General features: G+C 59.2%; 16 protein-coding genes. 3 read left to right on the top strand and 13 right to left on the bottom strand.

From position 1 onward, the window contains the following. Genes AC3WJW_RS07040 through AC3WJW_RS07030 form a run of 3 tightly spaced genes read left to right on the top strand, consistent with a single transcriptional unit; the run spans position 1 to position 3,638 of the window. Positions 1-1,512, top strand: coding sequence for an efflux transporter outer membrane subunit (locus tag AC3WJW_RS07040; protein WP_493725566.1), 1,512 nt, complete (start codon positions 1-3; stop codon positions 1,510-1,512). Next, a complete protein-coding gene (locus AC3WJW_RS07035) occupies positions 1,505-2,623 on the top strand; it encodes an HlyD family secretion protein (protein ID WP_493725565.1) in 1,119 nt (372 codons plus the stop codon). The genes AC3WJW_RS07040 and AC3WJW_RS07035 overlap by 8 nt, the downstream gene beginning before the upstream one ends. Continuing rightward, positions 2,613-3,638, top strand: a complete 1,026-nt coding sequence (locus AC3WJW_RS07030; RefSeq protein ID WP_493725564.1) for a DUF2955 domain-containing protein — start codon at positions 2,613-2,615, stop codon at positions 3,636-3,638. Before AC3WJW_RS07035 ends, AC3WJW_RS07030 begins: the two co-directional genes overlap by 11 nt. A 45-nt stretch (positions 3,639-3,683) precedes the next feature. Here AC3WJW_RS07030 and glmS read toward each other — a convergent pair whose 3' ends face one another. The 13 genes from glmS to AC3WJW_RS06965 all read right to left on the bottom strand — a co-directional run bounded on the left by glmS (position 3,684) and on the right by AC3WJW_RS06965 (position 16,113). Then, on the bottom strand, positions 3,684-5,516 hold the full coding sequence (glmS, locus tag AC3WJW_RS07025) for a glutamine--fructose-6-phosphate transaminase (isomerizing) (protein ID WP_493725563.1): 1,833 nt from the start codon (positions 5,514-5,516) through the stop codon (positions 3,684-3,686). Between the two features lies 1 nt (position 5,517). Continuing rightward, positions 5,518-6,294, bottom strand: coding sequence for a DeoR family transcriptional regulator (locus AC3WJW_RS07020; protein ID WP_007969913.1), 777 nt, complete (start codon positions 6,292-6,294; stop codon positions 5,518-5,520). A 201-nt stretch (positions 6,295-6,495) separates the two neighbouring features. Further along, positions 6,496-7,863: a bifunctional UDP-N-acetylglucosamine diphosphorylase/glucosamine-1-phosphate N-acetyltransferase GlmU gene (glmU, locus tag AC3WJW_RS07015; RefSeq protein WP_493725562.1), complete on the bottom strand. Its 1,368-nt coding sequence runs from the start codon at positions 7,861-7,863 to the stop codon at positions 6,496-6,498. 113 nt (positions 7,864-7,976) lie between these two features. Then, entirely contained in the window at positions 7,977-8,402 is a 426-nt protein-coding gene (locus AC3WJW_RS07010; protein WP_007969909.1) for a F0F1 ATP synthase subunit epsilon, read from the bottom strand. A 45-nt stretch (positions 8,403-8,447) separates the two neighbouring features. Beyond that, positions 8,448-9,824 carry a F0F1 ATP synthase subunit beta gene (atpD, locus tag AC3WJW_RS07005; protein ID WP_007969907.1) on the bottom strand — a complete coding sequence of 459 codons (1,377 nt, stop codon included), beginning with the start codon at positions 9,822-9,824 and terminating at the stop codon, positions 8,448-8,450. A gap of 27 nt (positions 9,825-9,851) precedes the next feature. Further along, positions 9,852-10,712, bottom strand: a complete 861-nt coding sequence (gene atpG / locus AC3WJW_RS07000) for a F0F1 ATP synthase subunit gamma (protein ID WP_007934344.1) — start codon at positions 10,710-10,712, stop codon at positions 9,852-9,854. A gap of 50 nt (positions 10,713-10,762) precedes the next feature. Next, complete coding sequence (gene atpA / locus AC3WJW_RS06995) at positions 10,763-12,307, bottom strand: F0F1 ATP synthase subunit alpha (protein WP_007969905.1); 1,545 nt, start codon at positions 12,305-12,307, stop codon at positions 10,763-10,765. Positions 12,308-12,328: 21 nt separating this feature from the next. After that, positions 12,329-12,865 (bottom strand): F0F1 ATP synthase subunit delta, encoded by a 537-nt coding sequence (locus tag AC3WJW_RS06990; protein WP_007985049.1) that lies wholly within the window; start codon positions 12,863-12,865, stop codon positions 12,329-12,331. 12 nt (positions 12,866-12,877) lie between these two features. Beyond that, on the bottom strand, positions 12,878-13,348 hold the full coding sequence (locus tag AC3WJW_RS06985; protein WP_047535495.1) for a F0F1 ATP synthase subunit B: 471 nt from the start codon (positions 13,346-13,348) through the stop codon (positions 12,878-12,880). A gap of 58 nt (positions 13,349-13,406) precedes the next feature. Then, positions 13,407-13,664, bottom strand: a complete 258-nt coding sequence (gene atpE, locus AC3WJW_RS06980) for a F0F1 ATP synthase subunit C (protein ID WP_003097235.1) — start codon at positions 13,662-13,664, stop codon at positions 13,407-13,409. A gap of 134 nt (positions 13,665-13,798) precedes the next feature. Further along, positions 13,799-14,668, bottom strand: a complete 870-nt coding sequence (gene atpB, locus AC3WJW_RS06975) for a F0F1 ATP synthase subunit A (protein ID WP_015097443.1) — start codon at positions 14,666-14,668, stop codon at positions 13,799-13,801. 16 nt (positions 14,669-14,684) lie between these two features. Beyond that, positions 14,685-15,092 carry a F0F1 ATP synthase subunit I gene (locus tag AC3WJW_RS06970; protein ID WP_007969901.1) on the bottom strand — a complete coding sequence of 136 codons (408 nt, stop codon included), beginning with the start codon at positions 15,090-15,092 and terminating at the stop codon, positions 14,685-14,687. Between the two features lie 148 nt (positions 15,093-15,240). Then, positions 15,241-16,113 (bottom strand): ParB/RepB/Spo0J family partition protein, encoded by an 873-nt coding sequence (locus AC3WJW_RS06965; protein ID WP_102700984.1) that lies wholly within the window; start codon positions 16,111-16,113, stop codon positions 15,241-15,243.

The raw sequence follows: 16,113 nt of genomic DNA, 5'->3' as shown, positions 1-16,113 counted from the left end.
ATGCCACGTCCTGCTCGCATCAGCCGGCTGCTGCTCTGTGGGACCGCCTTGCTGGGGGGCTGCGTGCAACTGGGCCCGGATTTCCAATCGCCGGCCCAGCCTTGGGTCGATCACTGGAACAGCCCGGCCCTGGAGCTCGCCGGCCAACAACACGCGCAACCTGACAGCCGCCAATGGTGGCGCGTGTTTAACGACCCGGTGCTGGACCACTTGATGGCCGAAGCCGATGCCCACAACCCCGACCTGCAGGTCGCCGGCCTGCGGGTCATGGAATCGAGAGCGCAATTGGGCATCGCCCTGAGTGGACGCTACCCGCAATTGCAGCAGGCCAGCGCGGACAGCCTGTACCTGAACCGTCGACAATCGGGCGGCGCCAACCCCCAGGACACGCATTTCTGGCAACACAGCGTCGGCTTCGATATTGGTTGGGAGCTGGATTTCTGGGGGCGTTTCAGCCGTGCCATCGAGTCGGCCGACGCGTCCTGGTTCGCCGCCCAGGCCAACTATGAAAATGCCCTGGTGCTGTTGCACGCGCAGCTGGCGCAAAACTACTACGCCCTGCGCACCGCCGAGGCACGCCTGGCCATCGCCCGCAGTAACGCCGCCTTGCAAAAACGCAGCTACGAGATCACCGAGCGCCTGTTCAAAAGCGGGGCCGAGGCCGAACTCGACCTGCAACAGGCCAAGACCCAGTACCTGGGCACCCTGAGTACCATCCCGGATTTCGAGAGCCAGGTGGCGAGCTTGCGAAATGCATTGTCCACCCTGACTGGCCAGCCACCCGGCTCCATCCCTGACCTGGATCGCTACACCGGGGTGGTGCCCTTGCTCGATACGGCGGTGCTGCAGGATGTACCGGCGAATCTGCTGGTGCGGCGTCCCGATGTTCGTGCGGCCGAGCTGCAAGTGGCGGCGCAGTCGGCGTTGATCGGTGTGGCCGAGACTGACTTGTACCCCTCCATCAGCCTGTTGGGCAGCATCGTCTGGTCTGCCAGCTCGCTCAACGGTGCATCCAATACCCTCGACATGGTGGCCGGTCCCAGCCTGCGATGGAATATCTTCGACCATGGCCGGATCACCAACAACGTCCGCGTTCAGGATGCGCGCTTGCAGCAGCTGATCGTTATCTACCAGGACAGCGTACGCCAGGCTGCACGCGAGGCTGACGATGCCGCGACCGGTTTGATCAAGGCCCTGGAGCGCGACCGGATCCTCAGCGATGCATCGGTGGCCGCCGAACGTTCGGTGACCCTGGCCAATGCCCAGTACCGCGAAGGCTATTCGGATTTCCAGCGCGTACTGGATGCACAGCGCGCCCTGTTTGCCCAACAGGATATCTACCTGGTCAACCGTGGCACCGCCGTCAACAGCCTGATCGCCCTGTACAAGGCGCTGGGCGGTGGCTGGTACAGCGACCAGCCGATGATCGACCCGGCCACCCGCCAACAGATGCAACAACGGACCGATTGGGGAGACCTGCTCGACGAACCGAAGGAAAATGCCCATGACTGACAGCCCACAACCGGCCGCCGAGAACACCTCGGCACCCGCCGCCGACCCGGCCAGAAAAGCCATCAACTGGGTAGTACTGCTGATCATCCTGAGCCTGGCCTGGTACCTGATGGCCGACCGTTACACGCCCTACACGCAACAGGCACGGGTGCAGGCCTTCATTGTGCCGGTGGCGGCCGAGGTATCCGGCCGGGTGACCAAGGTGCACGTGCGCAACAACCAGGACGTCAAGGCTGGCGAATTGCTGTTTGAAGTCAATCCGGAGCAGTACCAGATTGCCGTCGATCGCGCCCGCGCCGACCTTGAGTCGACCCGTCGCCAGGTGGGCGCCAACACCGCGGGCGTCGACTCCAAGCTGGCATCCCTGCGCGCGTCCCAGGCCAATGAACTCAAGGCTCGCCAGGATAGCCAGCGGCTTGAGCGGCTGTATCGCGAAGACCCGGGCACCATCTCGCTGCGCCGCCTCGAGATCTCCCGCGCCACCCTGGAAGAGTCCATCAGTCAGGTCGCCGCGGCCAAGGCCGAAGTGCAACGGGCGCGGGAACAACAGGGCGGTAACGAAGATGAAAACGCCCAGTTGCTCAGCGCCGCCAGCAACCTCGAAAAAGCCGAGCTGGACTTGAGCAATACCAAAGTCCACGCGCGCTCGGCCGGCCTGATCACCGATCTGCGCACCGATGTCGGCCAGTTCGCCGCCGCCGGTGCGCCGGTGATGACCCTGATCGCCATCCACGACGTGTGGATCAGCGCCGACATGACCGAAAACAACCTCGGCAGTGTCCAGCCCGGGACGCCGGTGTCCATCGTCCTCGACGCCCTGCCAGGGAAAATCTACAAAGGCCATGTGCGCAGCGTCGGCTATGGCGTCGACATCGGCCAGACCACCCAGCCGGGCAGCCTGCCGAAAGTGGAGAACAGTCGCGACTGGCTCCGTCCGGCCCAGCGCTTTCCGGTCATCATCGAGTTCGAACCCGGTGAGTTGACCGGTCCACAAGGCATCCGCTCCGGCGGACAGGCCGAAGTCATGGCCTTCCCGAGCGAAGGCAACCCGCTGAATGTTCTTGGGCGCGTGTTTCTGCGCCTGATGAGCTGGATGTCCTATGCGTATTGAGCGCCCGGCCCGGGTTCAGCGCGCGCTGCGCCTGGGCTTCGGTACGGCGCTGTGCCTGGCGGCGAGCTTCGGCCTGGCCCTGCCTATCCCGTTCCTCGCGCCGATGCTGGCGCTGATGATGCTGGCAGCGATGAACCGGCCGTTGCCGTTCAAGGCCAGCCTGGGTCTGATCCTGATCCTGATGTTGACCACCGGGACCGGCCTGTTGCTGATCCCCCTGCTGCGTTACTACCCGTTCAGTGGCGTGTTGCTGGTCGGACTGTGCCTGTTCATGGCTTTCGGTTACGGCCTGCGTGGTGGTAACCCGCTGGTGGCGACGTTCCTGGTGGTGGGCCTGACCTTGATCAGTGCCGCCGGAACCGCTGAATTCGCCCTGGCACTCGAGGTGATAGTTGCCCTGGTCAAGGGACTGTTCCTGGCCGTCACGACGTTGACCATCAGCCATTGGCTGTTTCCCGACCCCGCCAGCGCCCCACCGGCCAAGCCCGGCCCGAGCCTTACGCCCACCGAAAGCAGCTGGCTGGCGCTACGGGCCACGTTGGTGGTGCTGCCGACGTTCCTGCTGGCCATGATCGACCCGGCCAGCTATCTGCCGATCATCATGAAAGCCGTCAGTCTCGGCCAACAGAGCTGCGCAACCAGCGCCCGCAACGCCGGCCAGGAATTGCTCGGCTCGACCCTGCTCGGCGGCCTGATGGCGATCCTTTTCTGGTGCGCGCTGAGCCTGTTCGTGAATCTGTGGATGTTCTTTCTGTGGATGCTGCTGTTCGGTTTGCTGGTGGCCAGAAAACTCTACGGCCTGGCCAAAACCAAACAACCACCGAGTTTCTGGCTCAACAGCCTGGCAACCCTGATCATTCTGCTCGGCCAATCGGTACAGGACAGCGCAGCGGGCAAGGACGTCTACACCGCCTTCGCCATCCGCATGGGGCTGTTCATTCTGGTGACTTTGTATGCCTGTTTGATGGTGTATTTGCTGGACACGCGGCGGCAACGGCGAATTACGCTCTCCTAGAAACAGAAAAACCCCCTGAAGAGGGGGTTTTTCGTTGTGGATAACTTATTCCACGGTGACCGACTTCGCCAGGTTGCGCGGCTGGTCAACGTCGGTGCCTTTGAGTACGGCGACGTAGTACGACAGCAGTTGCAGCGGGATGGTGTAGAGGATCGGCGACAGGATGTCGTGGATGTGCGGCATGTGCACCACGTGGGTGCCTTCACCGTTGGTCATGCCGGCCTTCTCGTCAGCGAAGACGATCAACTGGCCACCGCGGGCGCGGACTTCCTGGAGGTTTGACTTCAACTTCTCCAGCAGCTCGTTGTTCGGCGCCACGGTCACCACGGGCATGTCGTTATCCACAAGCGCCAACGGGCCGTGTTTCAGCTCGCCGGCCGGGTAGGCTTCGGCGTGGATGTAGGAGATTTCCTTGAGCTTGAGCGCGCCTTCCATCGCTACCGGGAACTGCGCGCCGCGACCGAGGAACAGCGTGTGGTTTTTCTCGGCGAACAGCTCGGAGATTTTTTCCACAGTGCTGTCCATGGCCAGCGCCTCGCCCAGGCGGGTTGGCAAACGACGTAGTTCTTCAACCAGGGTCGCTTCTACGTCTTTGGCCAAGGTGCCACGAACCTGGCCCAGGGAAAGCGTCAGCAACAACAGGCCGACCAATTGCGTGGTGAAGGCTTTGGTCGAGGCCACGCCGATTTCGCGGCCGGCCTGGGTCAACAGGGTCAGGTCGGACTCACGCACCAGCGAGCTGATGCCGACGTTGCAGATCGCCAGGCTGGCGAGGAAGCCCAGTTCCTTGGCGTTGCGCAGAGCGGCCAGGGTATCGGCGGTTTCGCCGGACTGGGAAATGGTCACGAACAAGGTGTCGGGCTGCACCACCACCTTGCGGTAGCGGAATTCGCTGGCGACTTCGACCTGGCAAGGAATACCGGCCAGCTCTTCGAGCCAGTAACGCGCGACCATGCCGGCGTGGTAACTGGTGCCACACGCGACGATCTGTACGTTGCGCACTTTGGCGAACAGCTCGGCCGCCTGTGGACCGAATGCCTGTACCAGCACCTGGTTCTGGCTCAGGCGACCTTCCAGGGTGCGCTGCACCACGGACGGCTGCTCGTGGATTTCCTTGAGCATGAAGTGGCGGAACTCGCCCTTTTCAGCGGCTTCGGCACCGTCGCGATACTGCACGGCTTCGCGCTCGACAGCCTGGCCGTCAACGTCCCAGATCTGCACGCTGTCGCGGCGGATTTCGGCGATATCGCCTTCTTCCAGGTACATGAAGCGGTCAGTGACCTGACGCAGGGCCAACTGGTCGGAGGCCAGGAAGTTTTCCCCAAGGCCCAGGCCGATCACCAGCGGGCTGCCGCTGCGGGCCGCGACCAGGCGATCAGGTTGCTTGGAGCTGATCACTGCCAGGCCGTAAGCACCGTGCAGCTCTTTGACGGTCGCCTTGAGGGCCACGGTCAGGTCGCTCAGACCCTTGAGTTTGTGGTTCAGCAGGTGCGCGATGACTTCGGTGTCGGTGTCCGAGGTGAACACATAACCCAGGGCTTTCAGTTGTTCACGCAGGGCTTCGTGGTTTTCGATGATGCCGTTGTGCACCACCGCCAGGTCACCGGAGAAATGCGGGTGAGCATTGCGCTCGCACGGTGCGCCGTGAGTCGCCCAGCGGGTGTGGGCGATGCCCAGACGACCAACCAGCGGCTCGGTGGTCAATGCCTGCTCCAGCTCACTGACCTTGCCCGGACGACGCAGGCGCTCGAGTTTTTCATCGTTGGTGTAGACCGCCACGCCAGCGCTGTCATACCCACGGTATTCGAGGCGTTTCAGGCCTTCGACGAGGATGGCGGTGATGTTACGTTCTGCGACTGCGCCGACAATTCCACACATGCTATTTCTCCTGACTGACAGCCGCGCATATCAAATTGATGCCGCGGGCCTGAATCTGATCGCGAGCCTCGAGCGGCAGGCGTTCATCGGTAATAAGGGTATGGACGCTGCTCCAGGGCAGCTCCAGGTTGGGAATCTTGCGGCCGATCTTATCGGCCTCCACCATCACGACCACTTCACGGGCGACTTCGGCCATGACCCGGCTCAGTCCGAGCAGTTCGTTGAAGGTGGTTGTACCGCGAACCAGATCGATGCCATCGGCACCGATAAACAGCTGGTCGAAATCGTAGGAGCGTAGTACCTGCTCGGCAACCTGCCCCTGAAAGGACTCGGAGTGCGGGTCCCAGGTGCCACCGGTCATCAAAAGCACCGGTTCGTGCTCAAGTTCGCTCAAGGCATTGGCGACATGCAGCGAGTTGGTCATCACCACCAGGCCGGGCTGTTGGCCAAGTTCCGGGATCATGGAAGCGGTGGTACTGCCACTGTCGATAATGATGCGCGCATGCTCGCGAATCCGCGCGACGGCGGCGCGAGCGATGGCTTGTTTGTACTTGGAAACCGGCTGACCAAGGTCGGCCACCAGTTCTTGAGGCATGGTAATCGCCCCGCCGTAACGACGCAGCAACAGACCATTGCTTTCAAGTGCCGCCAGATCCTTGCGAATCGTAACTTCCGACGTTTCGAAGCGCTTGGCCAACTCATCCACACTGACTTCGCCCTGCTCAGTGAGCAAGGCGAGGATGTTGTGACGACGTTGAGGTGTGTTGCGCTTCGACATGACTTGGTAAGTTTCGATTCGAAAGATAACGGAAGCAATAAAAACCTATCAGCGAAACTTCGTCAAGTGCGGAGTGATGAAAAGACCTGTGGATAAACGAAAAAAGATCGCAGCCTGCGGCAGCTCCTACAAGGGTTTATGTTTTCCCTGTAAGAGCTGCCGAAGGCTGCGATCTTTTGATCTCAAAGGTCAGTGGATAACTCAGCCCTTCTTGACCTTCTCCGGCCGCTTCCAGCCATCGATGTTCTTCTGGCGAGCACGCCCGATAGCCAACTGGGATTTATCCACAGTCGACGTAATGGTCGAACCAGCCGCTGTGGTCGCGCCATCGAGGATATCCACAGGCGCCACCAACGAGTTGTTGGAGCCAATGAACACATCTTCACCCAACACGGTTTTCCACTTGTTCACACCATCGTAGTTGCAGGTGATGGTGCCGGCACCAATGTTGGTGCGCGCGCCGATCTCGGCATCGCCCAGATAGGCCAGGTGACCGGCCTTGGCGCCTTCGCCCAGGTGCGCGTTTTTCAACTCGACGAAGTTACCCACATGTGCGCGAGCTTCCAGCACAGTACCTGGACGCAGACGAGCGAACGGGCCGGCATCGCTGCCTTCACCCAGGATGGCACCTTCGATATGGCTGTTGGCCTTGATGACCACGCCTTTGCGCAGGGTACTGTCCTTGATCACGCAGTTCGGGCCGATCACCACGTCATCTTCGATGACCACCTTACCTTCGAGGATCACGTTGATATCGATCAGCACATCGCGGCCGACCGTGATGTCACCGCGGATATCGAAACGAGCCGGGTCGCGCAGCGTCACACCTTGAGCCATCAAACGACGACCGGCGCGCAATTGATAATGCCGTTCCAGTTCGGAAAGCTGCTTGCGATCGTTGGCGCCCTGCACTTCCATGGCGTCGTGGGGTTGCTCGGTGGCCACCACCAGACCATCGCTCACGGCCATGGCAATGATGTCGGTCAGGTAATACTCGCCCTGGGCGTTGTTATTGGAGAGACGGCTCATCCAGTCGCCAAGACGGGCAAAAGGCAGCGCCAGAATGCCGGTATTGCCTTCGGTGATTTTGCGCTCGGCTTCATTGGTATCTTTCTGCTCGACAATGGCCGTGACCTTGCCCTGCGCATCACGAACAATGCGGCCGTAACCGGTCGGATCATCCAGCTCGACAGTCAGCAAAGCCAATTGCTCTGGCCCCACCTGCTTGAGCAGGCGTTGCAGGGTATCGACTTCGATCAACGGCACATCGCCATAAAGCACCAGCACGTTGTCGGACTGAATGAACGGCACGGCTTGAGCAACGGCGTGACCGGTGCCCAGCTGCTTATCCTGCAGGACGAAGTTCAGATCATCCGCCGCCAGGCGTTCACGCACGGCATCGGCGCCATGGCCGATCACCACGTGAATGCGCTGTGGATCAAGTTGCCGGGCGCTGTGGATAACATGGCCGAGCATGGAGTTGCCGGCAATCGGGTGCAAAACTTTCGGCAAAGCGGAACGCATGCGCGTGCCTTGGCCAGCAGCGAGAATAACGATTTCAAGAGACATGACTGGCTACCAATCCTGGGTGGTCAGCGGCTGCGACCAGGTTGTAAAAATCGGAAAAGAAAAAAGGGTAGCCGAGGCTACCCTTTTTAATCAATCGCACAACAAGCGCAACCTTAGTGGCCGAACTTCTTGCGGATCTGCTGGACGGTGCGCAGCTGGGCTGCAGCCTCGGCCAGACGTGCGGCAGCAGAACCGTAATCGAATTCAGCGCCACGTTCATGCAAGGCCTTCTCGGCAGCCTTAACGGCTTCCTGAGCGGAGGCTTCATCCAGATCGGCAGCACGTTGCACGGTGTCGGCAAGTACCTTGACCATGTTCGGCTGAACCTCGAGGAAACCACCGGAGATGTAATACACCTCCTCTTCCCCGCCCTGCTTGACCAGGCGGATCGGACCTGGCTTCAGATTAGTGATCAGCGGCGCGTGACCCAGGGCGATACCAAGATCACCCAGTGCACCGTGCGCAATCACCATCTCGACCAGACCGGAAAAGATTTCCCCTTCCGCGCTGACGATATCGCAATGGACTGTCATAGCCATCTGATTGCCTCAACCTAAATTAGCGCCCGTTGCCGGGCGCCGGGATTACAGTTTCTTGGCTTTCTCGATCGCTTCTTCGATGCCGCCAACCATGTAGAACGCTTGTTCTGGCAGGTGGTCGTAGTCACCGTTGAGGATGCCTTTGAAGCCAGCAATGGTGTCTTTCAGGGAAACGTATTTACCCGATGCACCGGTGAAGACTTCAGCCACGAAGAACGGCTGCGACAAGAAGCGCTGGATCTTACGAGCACGGTTTACCAACTGCTTGTCGGCTTCCGACAGCTCGTCCATACCCAGGATCGCAATGATGTCCTTCAGTTCTTTGTAACGCTGCAGCACGTACTGAACACCGCGAGCGGTTTCGTAGTGGTCGTTGCCGATCACGTTCGGGTCCAGCTGACGCGAAGTCGAGTCCAGTGGGTCTACCGCTGGGTAGATACCCAGGGAAGCGATGTCACGGGACAGAACGACGGTGGCGTCCAAGTGGGCGAAGGTGGTCGCTGGCGACGGGTCGGTCAAGTCGTCCGCTGGTACGTATACCGCCTGGATCGAAGTAATCGAACCTTGCTTGGTCGAAGTGATGCGCTCTTGCAGCACGCCCATCTCTTCAGCCAGGGTCGGCTGGTAACCTACTGCCGAAGGCATACGGCCCAGCAGTGCGGATACTTCAGTACCGGCCAGGGTGTAACGATAGATGTTGTCGACGAACAGCAGAACGTCGTTACCTTCGTCACGGAACTTCTCGGCCATGGTCAGGCCGGTCAGTGCTACGCGCAGACGGTTTCCCGGCGGCTCGTTCATCTGACCGTAAACCAGTGCCACTTTGTCCAGAACGTTGGAGTCCTTCATCTCGTGGTAGAAGTCGTTACCCTCACGAGTACGCTCACCCACACCGGCGAACACGGAATAACCGCTGTGCTCGATGGCGATGTTACGGATCAGTTCCATCATGTTTACGGTCTTGCCTACACCGGCACCACCGAACAGACCGACTTTACCGCCCTTGGCGAACGGGCAAACCAGGTCGATAACCTTGATGCCTGTTTCCAGCAGCTCGTTGCCACCGGCTTGTTCAGCGAAGGTTGGCGCAGGGCGGTGAATGCCCCAACGCTCTTCTTCGCCGATCGGGCCAGCTTCGTCGATCGGGTTGCCCAGTACGTCCATGATCCGGCCCAGGGTCGCTTTACCGACCGGTACGGAGATGGCTGCGCCAGTGTTGTTGACGTCCAGACCGCGCTTCAAGCCTTCGGTGGAGCCCATCGCAATGGTACGAACCACGCCGTCGCCCAGCTGCTGCTGAACTTCCAGAGTGGTTTCGGCGCCTTGAACTTTCAAGGCGTCGTAGATGCTCGGTACGCTGTCGCGTGGGAATTCCACGTCGATAACGGCGCCGATGATTTGAACGATACGTCCGCTACTCATAGCTGGATCCTCTGAATATTTGAACCGTTAAACCGCGGCAGCGCCGCCGACGATTTCCGAGATCTCTTGGGTGATCGCAGCCTGACGCGCCTTGTTGTAGACCAGCTGCAAATCGCTGATCAAATCACCGGCGTTGTCGGTAGCGTTCTTCATCGCGATCATCCGCGCAGCTTGTTCAGCCGCGTTGTTCTCGACCACCGCCTGGTAGACCTGCGACTCCACGTAACGGACCATCAAGCCGTCGAGCAGCTCCTTGGCATCCGGTTCGTAGAGATAGTCCCAGTGGTGCTTGAGTTCTTGATCCGGGGTTGCCACCAGTGGAATCAACTGCTCCACGGTAGGCTGTTGTGTCATGGTGTTGATGAACTTGTTGGACACCACGGACAGGCGGTCAATACGGCCGTCCAGGTAGGCATCCAGCATCACCTTGACGCTGCCGATCAGATCATTGATCGACGGCTCTTCACCCAGGTGGCTGATAGCTGCAACGACGTTACCGCCGAAGTTGCGGAAGAAAGCCGCACCCTTGCTACCAACTACACACAGATCGATCTCGACGCCGTTTTCGCGGTTTACCGCCATGTCCTTGACCAAAGCCTTGAACAGGTTGGTGTTCAAGCCACCACACAGACCACGGTCACTGCTCACTACGACATAACCGACGCGCTTTACTTCACGGTCGATCATGAACGGGTGGCGATATTCCGGGTTAGCGTTGGCCAGATGGCCAATAACCTGGCGGATGCGCTCCGCATAAGGACGGCTAGCAGCCATGCGCATTTGTGCCTTGCGCATTTTGCTGACCGCCACTTTTTCCATGGCGCTGGTAATCTTTTGCGTGCTTTTGATGCTCGCAATCTTACTGCGAATCTCTTTTGCGCCTGCCATGTAACACCTATCAGGTTAGCAAGCGGGAGCCGCTAGGCTCCCGCTGCGGCTTACCAGGTTTGGGTGGCCTTGAACTTCTCGATACCGGCTTTCAGGCCGCCATCGATTTCGTCATTGAAGTCACCCTTCACGTTGATCTTCGCCATCAAGTCGGCGTGATCGCGGTTGAAGTAAGCAATCAGCGCTTGTTCGAAGCTGCCGATCTTGGCGATTTCAACGTCGGTCAGGAACCCACGCTCAGCGGCATACAGCGACAGCGACATGTCGGCGATCGACATTGGCGCGTATTGCTTCTGCTTCATCAGCTCGGTAACGCGCTGACCATGCTCAAGTTGCTTACGGGTCGCTTCGTCCAGGTCAGAAGCGAACTGGGCGAATGCCGCCAGTTCACGGTACTGAGCCAGAGCGGTACGGATACCACCGGACAGCTTCTTGATGATCTTGGTCTGAGCGGCACCACCCACACGGGATACCGAAACACCGGCGTTCACTGCAGGGCGGATGCCCGAGTTGAACATGGCCGATTCCAGGAAGATCTGACCGTCGGTGATGGAAATCACGTTGGTCGGAACGAACGCGGAAACGTCGCCAGCCTGGGTTTCGATGATCGGCAGTGCGGTCAGGGAACCGGTTTTGCCGGTCACTGCGCCGTTGGTGAACTTCTCTACGTACTCTTCCGAAACGCGGGATGCGCGCTCCAGCAGACGGGAGTGGAGATAGAACACGTCGCCTGGGTAAGCTTCACGGCCTGGTGGACGGCGCAGCAGCAGGGAAATCTGGCGGTAAGCCACTGCTTGCTTGGACAGATCGTCATAAACGATCAGCGCGTCTTCACCGCGGTCGCGGAAGTATTCGCCCATGGTGCAACCGGAGTACGGAGCCAGGAACTGCAGTGCTGCAGATTCCGAAGCGCTCGCTGCAACGATGATGGTGTTAGCCAGTGCACCGTTTTCTTCCAGCTTGCGAACAACGTTGGCGATGGTCGATTGTTTCTGACCGATCGCTACGTAGACGCAGAAAATGCCGCTGTCTTTCTGGTTGATGATCGCGTCGATCGCCAGAGCGGTTTTACCGATCTGACGGTCACCGATGATCAGCTCACGCTGGCCACGGCCGACAGGGATCATGGCATCGACAGCCTTGTAGCCAGTCTGTACAGGCTGGTCTACCGACTTACGCCAGATCACGCCTGGAGCAACTTTCTCGACCGCGTCGGTCTCGGTGTTGTTCAGCGGACCTTTGCCGTCAACTGGGTTACCCAGTGCGTCGACTACGCGACCCAGCAGTTCCTTACCAACCGGAACTTCCAGGATGCGGCCAGTGCACTTGGCGCTCATGCCTTCAGCCAGAGTCTGGTATGCGCCCAATACAACGGCACCTACAGAGTCTTGCTCCAGGTTGAGGGCCATGCCGAAGACGCCGCCCGGAAACTCGATCATCTCGCCGTACATTACGTCGGCCAGACCGTGAATCCGCACGATGCCGTCAGATACGCTGACGACAGTGCCTTCGTTACGGGCTTGGGAGGTCACATCGAGCTTGTCGATGCGGCCCTTGATAATTTCACTTATTTCGGAAGGATTGAGTTGCTGCATTGCTCTGCTGCCCCTTCAAACTCAAGATTTCAATGCTTCGGCAAGTTTCGCGATTTTGCCGCGAATCGAGCCATCGATAACCAGGTCGCCGGCGCGGATGACAACACCCCCAATAAGGGATGAATCTTCCTCGACTTGCAGGCGCACTTCCCGGTTGAGTCGTGCACTGAGAACCTTGGCGAGTTTGTCTTGCTGTTCTTGGTTCAATGCGAAGGCACTGGTCACTTCAACGTCTACCGATTTCTCTTGTTCGGCCTTGTACAGGTCGAACAGAGCGGCGATCTCCGGCAACAGCGGGAGACGGTCGTTTTCGGCAACGACGTGAATGAAATTCTGTGCCTTTACATCAAACTTGTCGCCGCACACGTCAATGAACGTGGCGGCCTTTTCTGCGCTCGTCAGTCGCGGGGCCTTGAGCACGCGCTGCATGGTGTCGTCTTCCGACACCGCTGCTGCCAGGCCGAGCATGGCTGACCAATTGGCCAGTTGCTGGTGGGCCTGAGCGTGCTCGAAGGCCGCCTTAGCGTAAGGTCGGGCCAACGTGGTCAGTTCTGCCATGATCGCCCTCGCTTAGATTTCAGCAGCCAGTTGGTTTACCAGCTCTGCGTGCGCGTTTTGATCGATTGTGGCACCCAGGATCTTCGCAGCACCGCCAACGGCCAGGCTACCCACTTGGGCGCGCAGCGCGTCTTTGACGCTGTTCAGTTCCTGTTCGATCTCGGCCTGAGCCTGAGCCTTCACACGGTCAGCTTCGACGCGAGCCTGTTCACGGGCTTCGTCGACAATCTGGGTACCGCGTTTCTTGGCTTGCTCGATGATTTCAGCTGCCTGAGCTTTCGCTTCGCGCAGTTGCTGACCCGCTTTCTCTTGGGCCAACTCCAGGTCGCGAGCTGCTCGGCTGGCAGCGTCCAGACCATCAGCGATCTTCTTTTGACGTTCGTGCAAAGCCGTGATGACCGGAGGCCATACGAACTTCATGCAGAACAGTACAAAAATCAGGAACGCAACGGACTGGCCAATCAGGGTCGCATTAATGTTCACGCCAACACCTCGCAGTTACGTTGTCCATCACACCAAATTACCCGGAAGATCCGAGTAATTAGCCAGCGATCTGACCAACGAACGGGTTCGCAAAGGTGAAGAACAGAGCGATACCAACACCGATCATGGTTACGGCGTCGAGCAGACCGGCAACGATGAACATTTTAACTTGCAGCATTGGAACCATTTCTGGCTGACGCGCTGCGCCTTCCAGGAACTTGCCGCCCAGCAGGCCGAAACCAATTGCGGTACCCAGTGCGCCCAGGCCGATCAACAGTGCAACAGCGATAGCGGTTAGACCAACTACAGTTTCCATCTTTCCTCCCGACTTTTACGTCGTATGGTTTAGGTTTTTTTAATTTAAAGCGGTAAAACAAATCGTTTCAGAGGCCCCGTGAAGAGCCCCTTCCCGTTTGACCGGGAAGGACATCAGACTAGTCGAGACTGGTCTTAATGGTTTTCTTCGTGCGCCATCGACAGGTAGACGATGGTCAACATCATGAAGATGAACGCCTGCAGGGTGATGATCAGGATGTGGAACACAGCCCACGCCCACTGCAGCACGACGCCCAGGCCGCTGAGCCAGAGCAGACCGCTGCCGAACATCACAGCAATCAGGATGAAGACCAGTTCGCCGGCATACATGTTGCCGAACAGACGCAGAGCCAGGGAGATCGGCTTGGCGATCAGGGTCACGAATTCCAGCAGGAAGTTCACCGGGATCAGCAGGGCCTGAACGAAGATGTTCTTGCTGCCGAACGGGTGCAGGGTCAGCTCGCCGATGAAGCCGCCGAGGCCCTTGACCTTGATGCTGTAGAAAATGATCAGTGCGAAAACCGAGAACGCCATGCCCAGGGTCGCGTTCGGGTCAGTGGTCGACACGGCACGGAACGGGATGTGTGCGTCGCCGGAGATCAGGATGGCCAGTTGAGGAATCCAGTCGACCGGTACCAGGTCGACGGCGTTCATCAGGAACACCCAGACGAAAATGGTCAGTGCCAGCGGTGCAATCACCGGGCTACGGCCATGGAAGCTGTCTTTCACGCTGCCATCGACGAATTCGACCAATACTTCAACGAAGTTCTGCAAAGCACCAGGCTGACCCGAGGTCGCTTTCTTTGCCGCCATGCGGAAAAGAAGAACGAAGATCAGACCCAATGCGACCGACCAGCCGAGGGTATCGACGTGGAAAGCCCAGAAGCCCATTTCCTTGGCTTCTGCTGCGGTGTGGGCAAAGCCCCAGCCGCCGGTTGGGTGCTGACCGAAGGTCAGGTTCTGCAAGTGGTGCTGGATATAGCCCGAAGCGGTTGTTTCTGCCATGGTTGCCTCAAACGCCCTAAGGTCTCGAAAGTCTTGTTCTCATCAGCAGGGGAGCGAACCAGCTGACTGACTGAGTCAGCACGAAGACACCGAATACTGCAATCGGCGCCAATGGCTTCACACCTGCAAACACCAGTGCAAACAGCACTGCCGTCAAAATCAGTTTGCCTGCCTCGCCGGCATAAAAAGACCGGACGATGGACTGGGCTGCTCGGGCGCCGGAAAACCGAAATGCCCTGTGAGCGAAATAAACATTGGGCAGCAAGGCTATCAGGCCTCCGCAAAGTCCCGAGTACCCGGCAACGACTCCCCGCCATTGCCAGAGCGCCAAAGCAGCGATGAGCAAAACGACAAATTGAGCCATTAACACCGGAAAAACTGCCAGGCGATGGAAGGGCAAGCGGTTTGGCGTGCGGGTTTCCATCACTTTTGCTCTCCAATGGTCGGCTGCCAGAATTCAATAACTTGGCATAATTTGTGCCGACAAAATGCGCGCAGAGTATAGGGGCGGTTCTGCCCCTATTCAACTGTCAGGTAGTGATTTCCGACTGCGCGCTACATGAGGAAATGTTTCAGCGAATATGTGCAAGTACGCCTTGAAGCTCATCCAGGGAGTTGTAGCCAATCACCAACTGCCCCTTACCCTTCTTACCGTGGCGGATCTGCACCGCAGAGCCTAGGCGCTCGGCCAGGCGCTGTTCGAGGCGGGCGATATCCGGGTCCGGTTTTGCAGGTTCCACAGGCTCCGGTTTGCCACTCAACCACTGGCGAACCAGTGCCTCAGTCTGGCGCACGGTCAGCCCGCGTGCGACAACATGTCGCGCCCCTTCAACCTGTTGATTTTCCGGCAAACCGAGCAAAGCACGGGCATGACCCATTTCCAGGTCGCCGTGGGACAGCATGGTCTTGATGACTTCCGGCAAGGAAATCAGGCGCAGCAGGTTGGCCACGGTCACCCGGGACTTGCCCACGGCTTCGGCCACCTGTTGCTGGGTCAGCTGGAACTCCTGCTGCAAACGCTGCAGGGCCACCGCCTCTTCAATCGGGTTCAGGTCTTCGCGCTGGATGTTCTCGATCAGGGCGATGGCGATCGCGGTTTCATCCGGTACATCGCGAACCATCGCCGGGATGGTTTCCTGCCCCGCCTGCTGGCTGGCACGCCAGCGACGTTCGCCCGCAATGATTTCAAAACGACCGCTGCCGATCGGGCGAACCACGATGGGCTGCATGACGCCCTGGGCCCTGATCGACTGCGCCAATTCTTCCAGCGCCTGCGGGTCCATGTCACGACGCGGCTGGTATTTGCCGCGCTGGAGCAGATCCAGGGGAAGGTGTTGCAGCTCACGCTGATCGGCTTGCGCCGCTTGTTCTTCCAGCGAGCTGACAGTCGGACCACTCAACAGAGCATCCAGTCCACGTCCGAGACCTCGTTTCTTGACGGCCAT

The sequence above is a fragment of the Pseudomonas sp. GW821-FHT07G06 genome (assembly GCF_058986625.1).
Note: the sequence above shows the minus strand (reverse complement) of the source record. Positions and strands in the feature narration are given on the sequence as shown.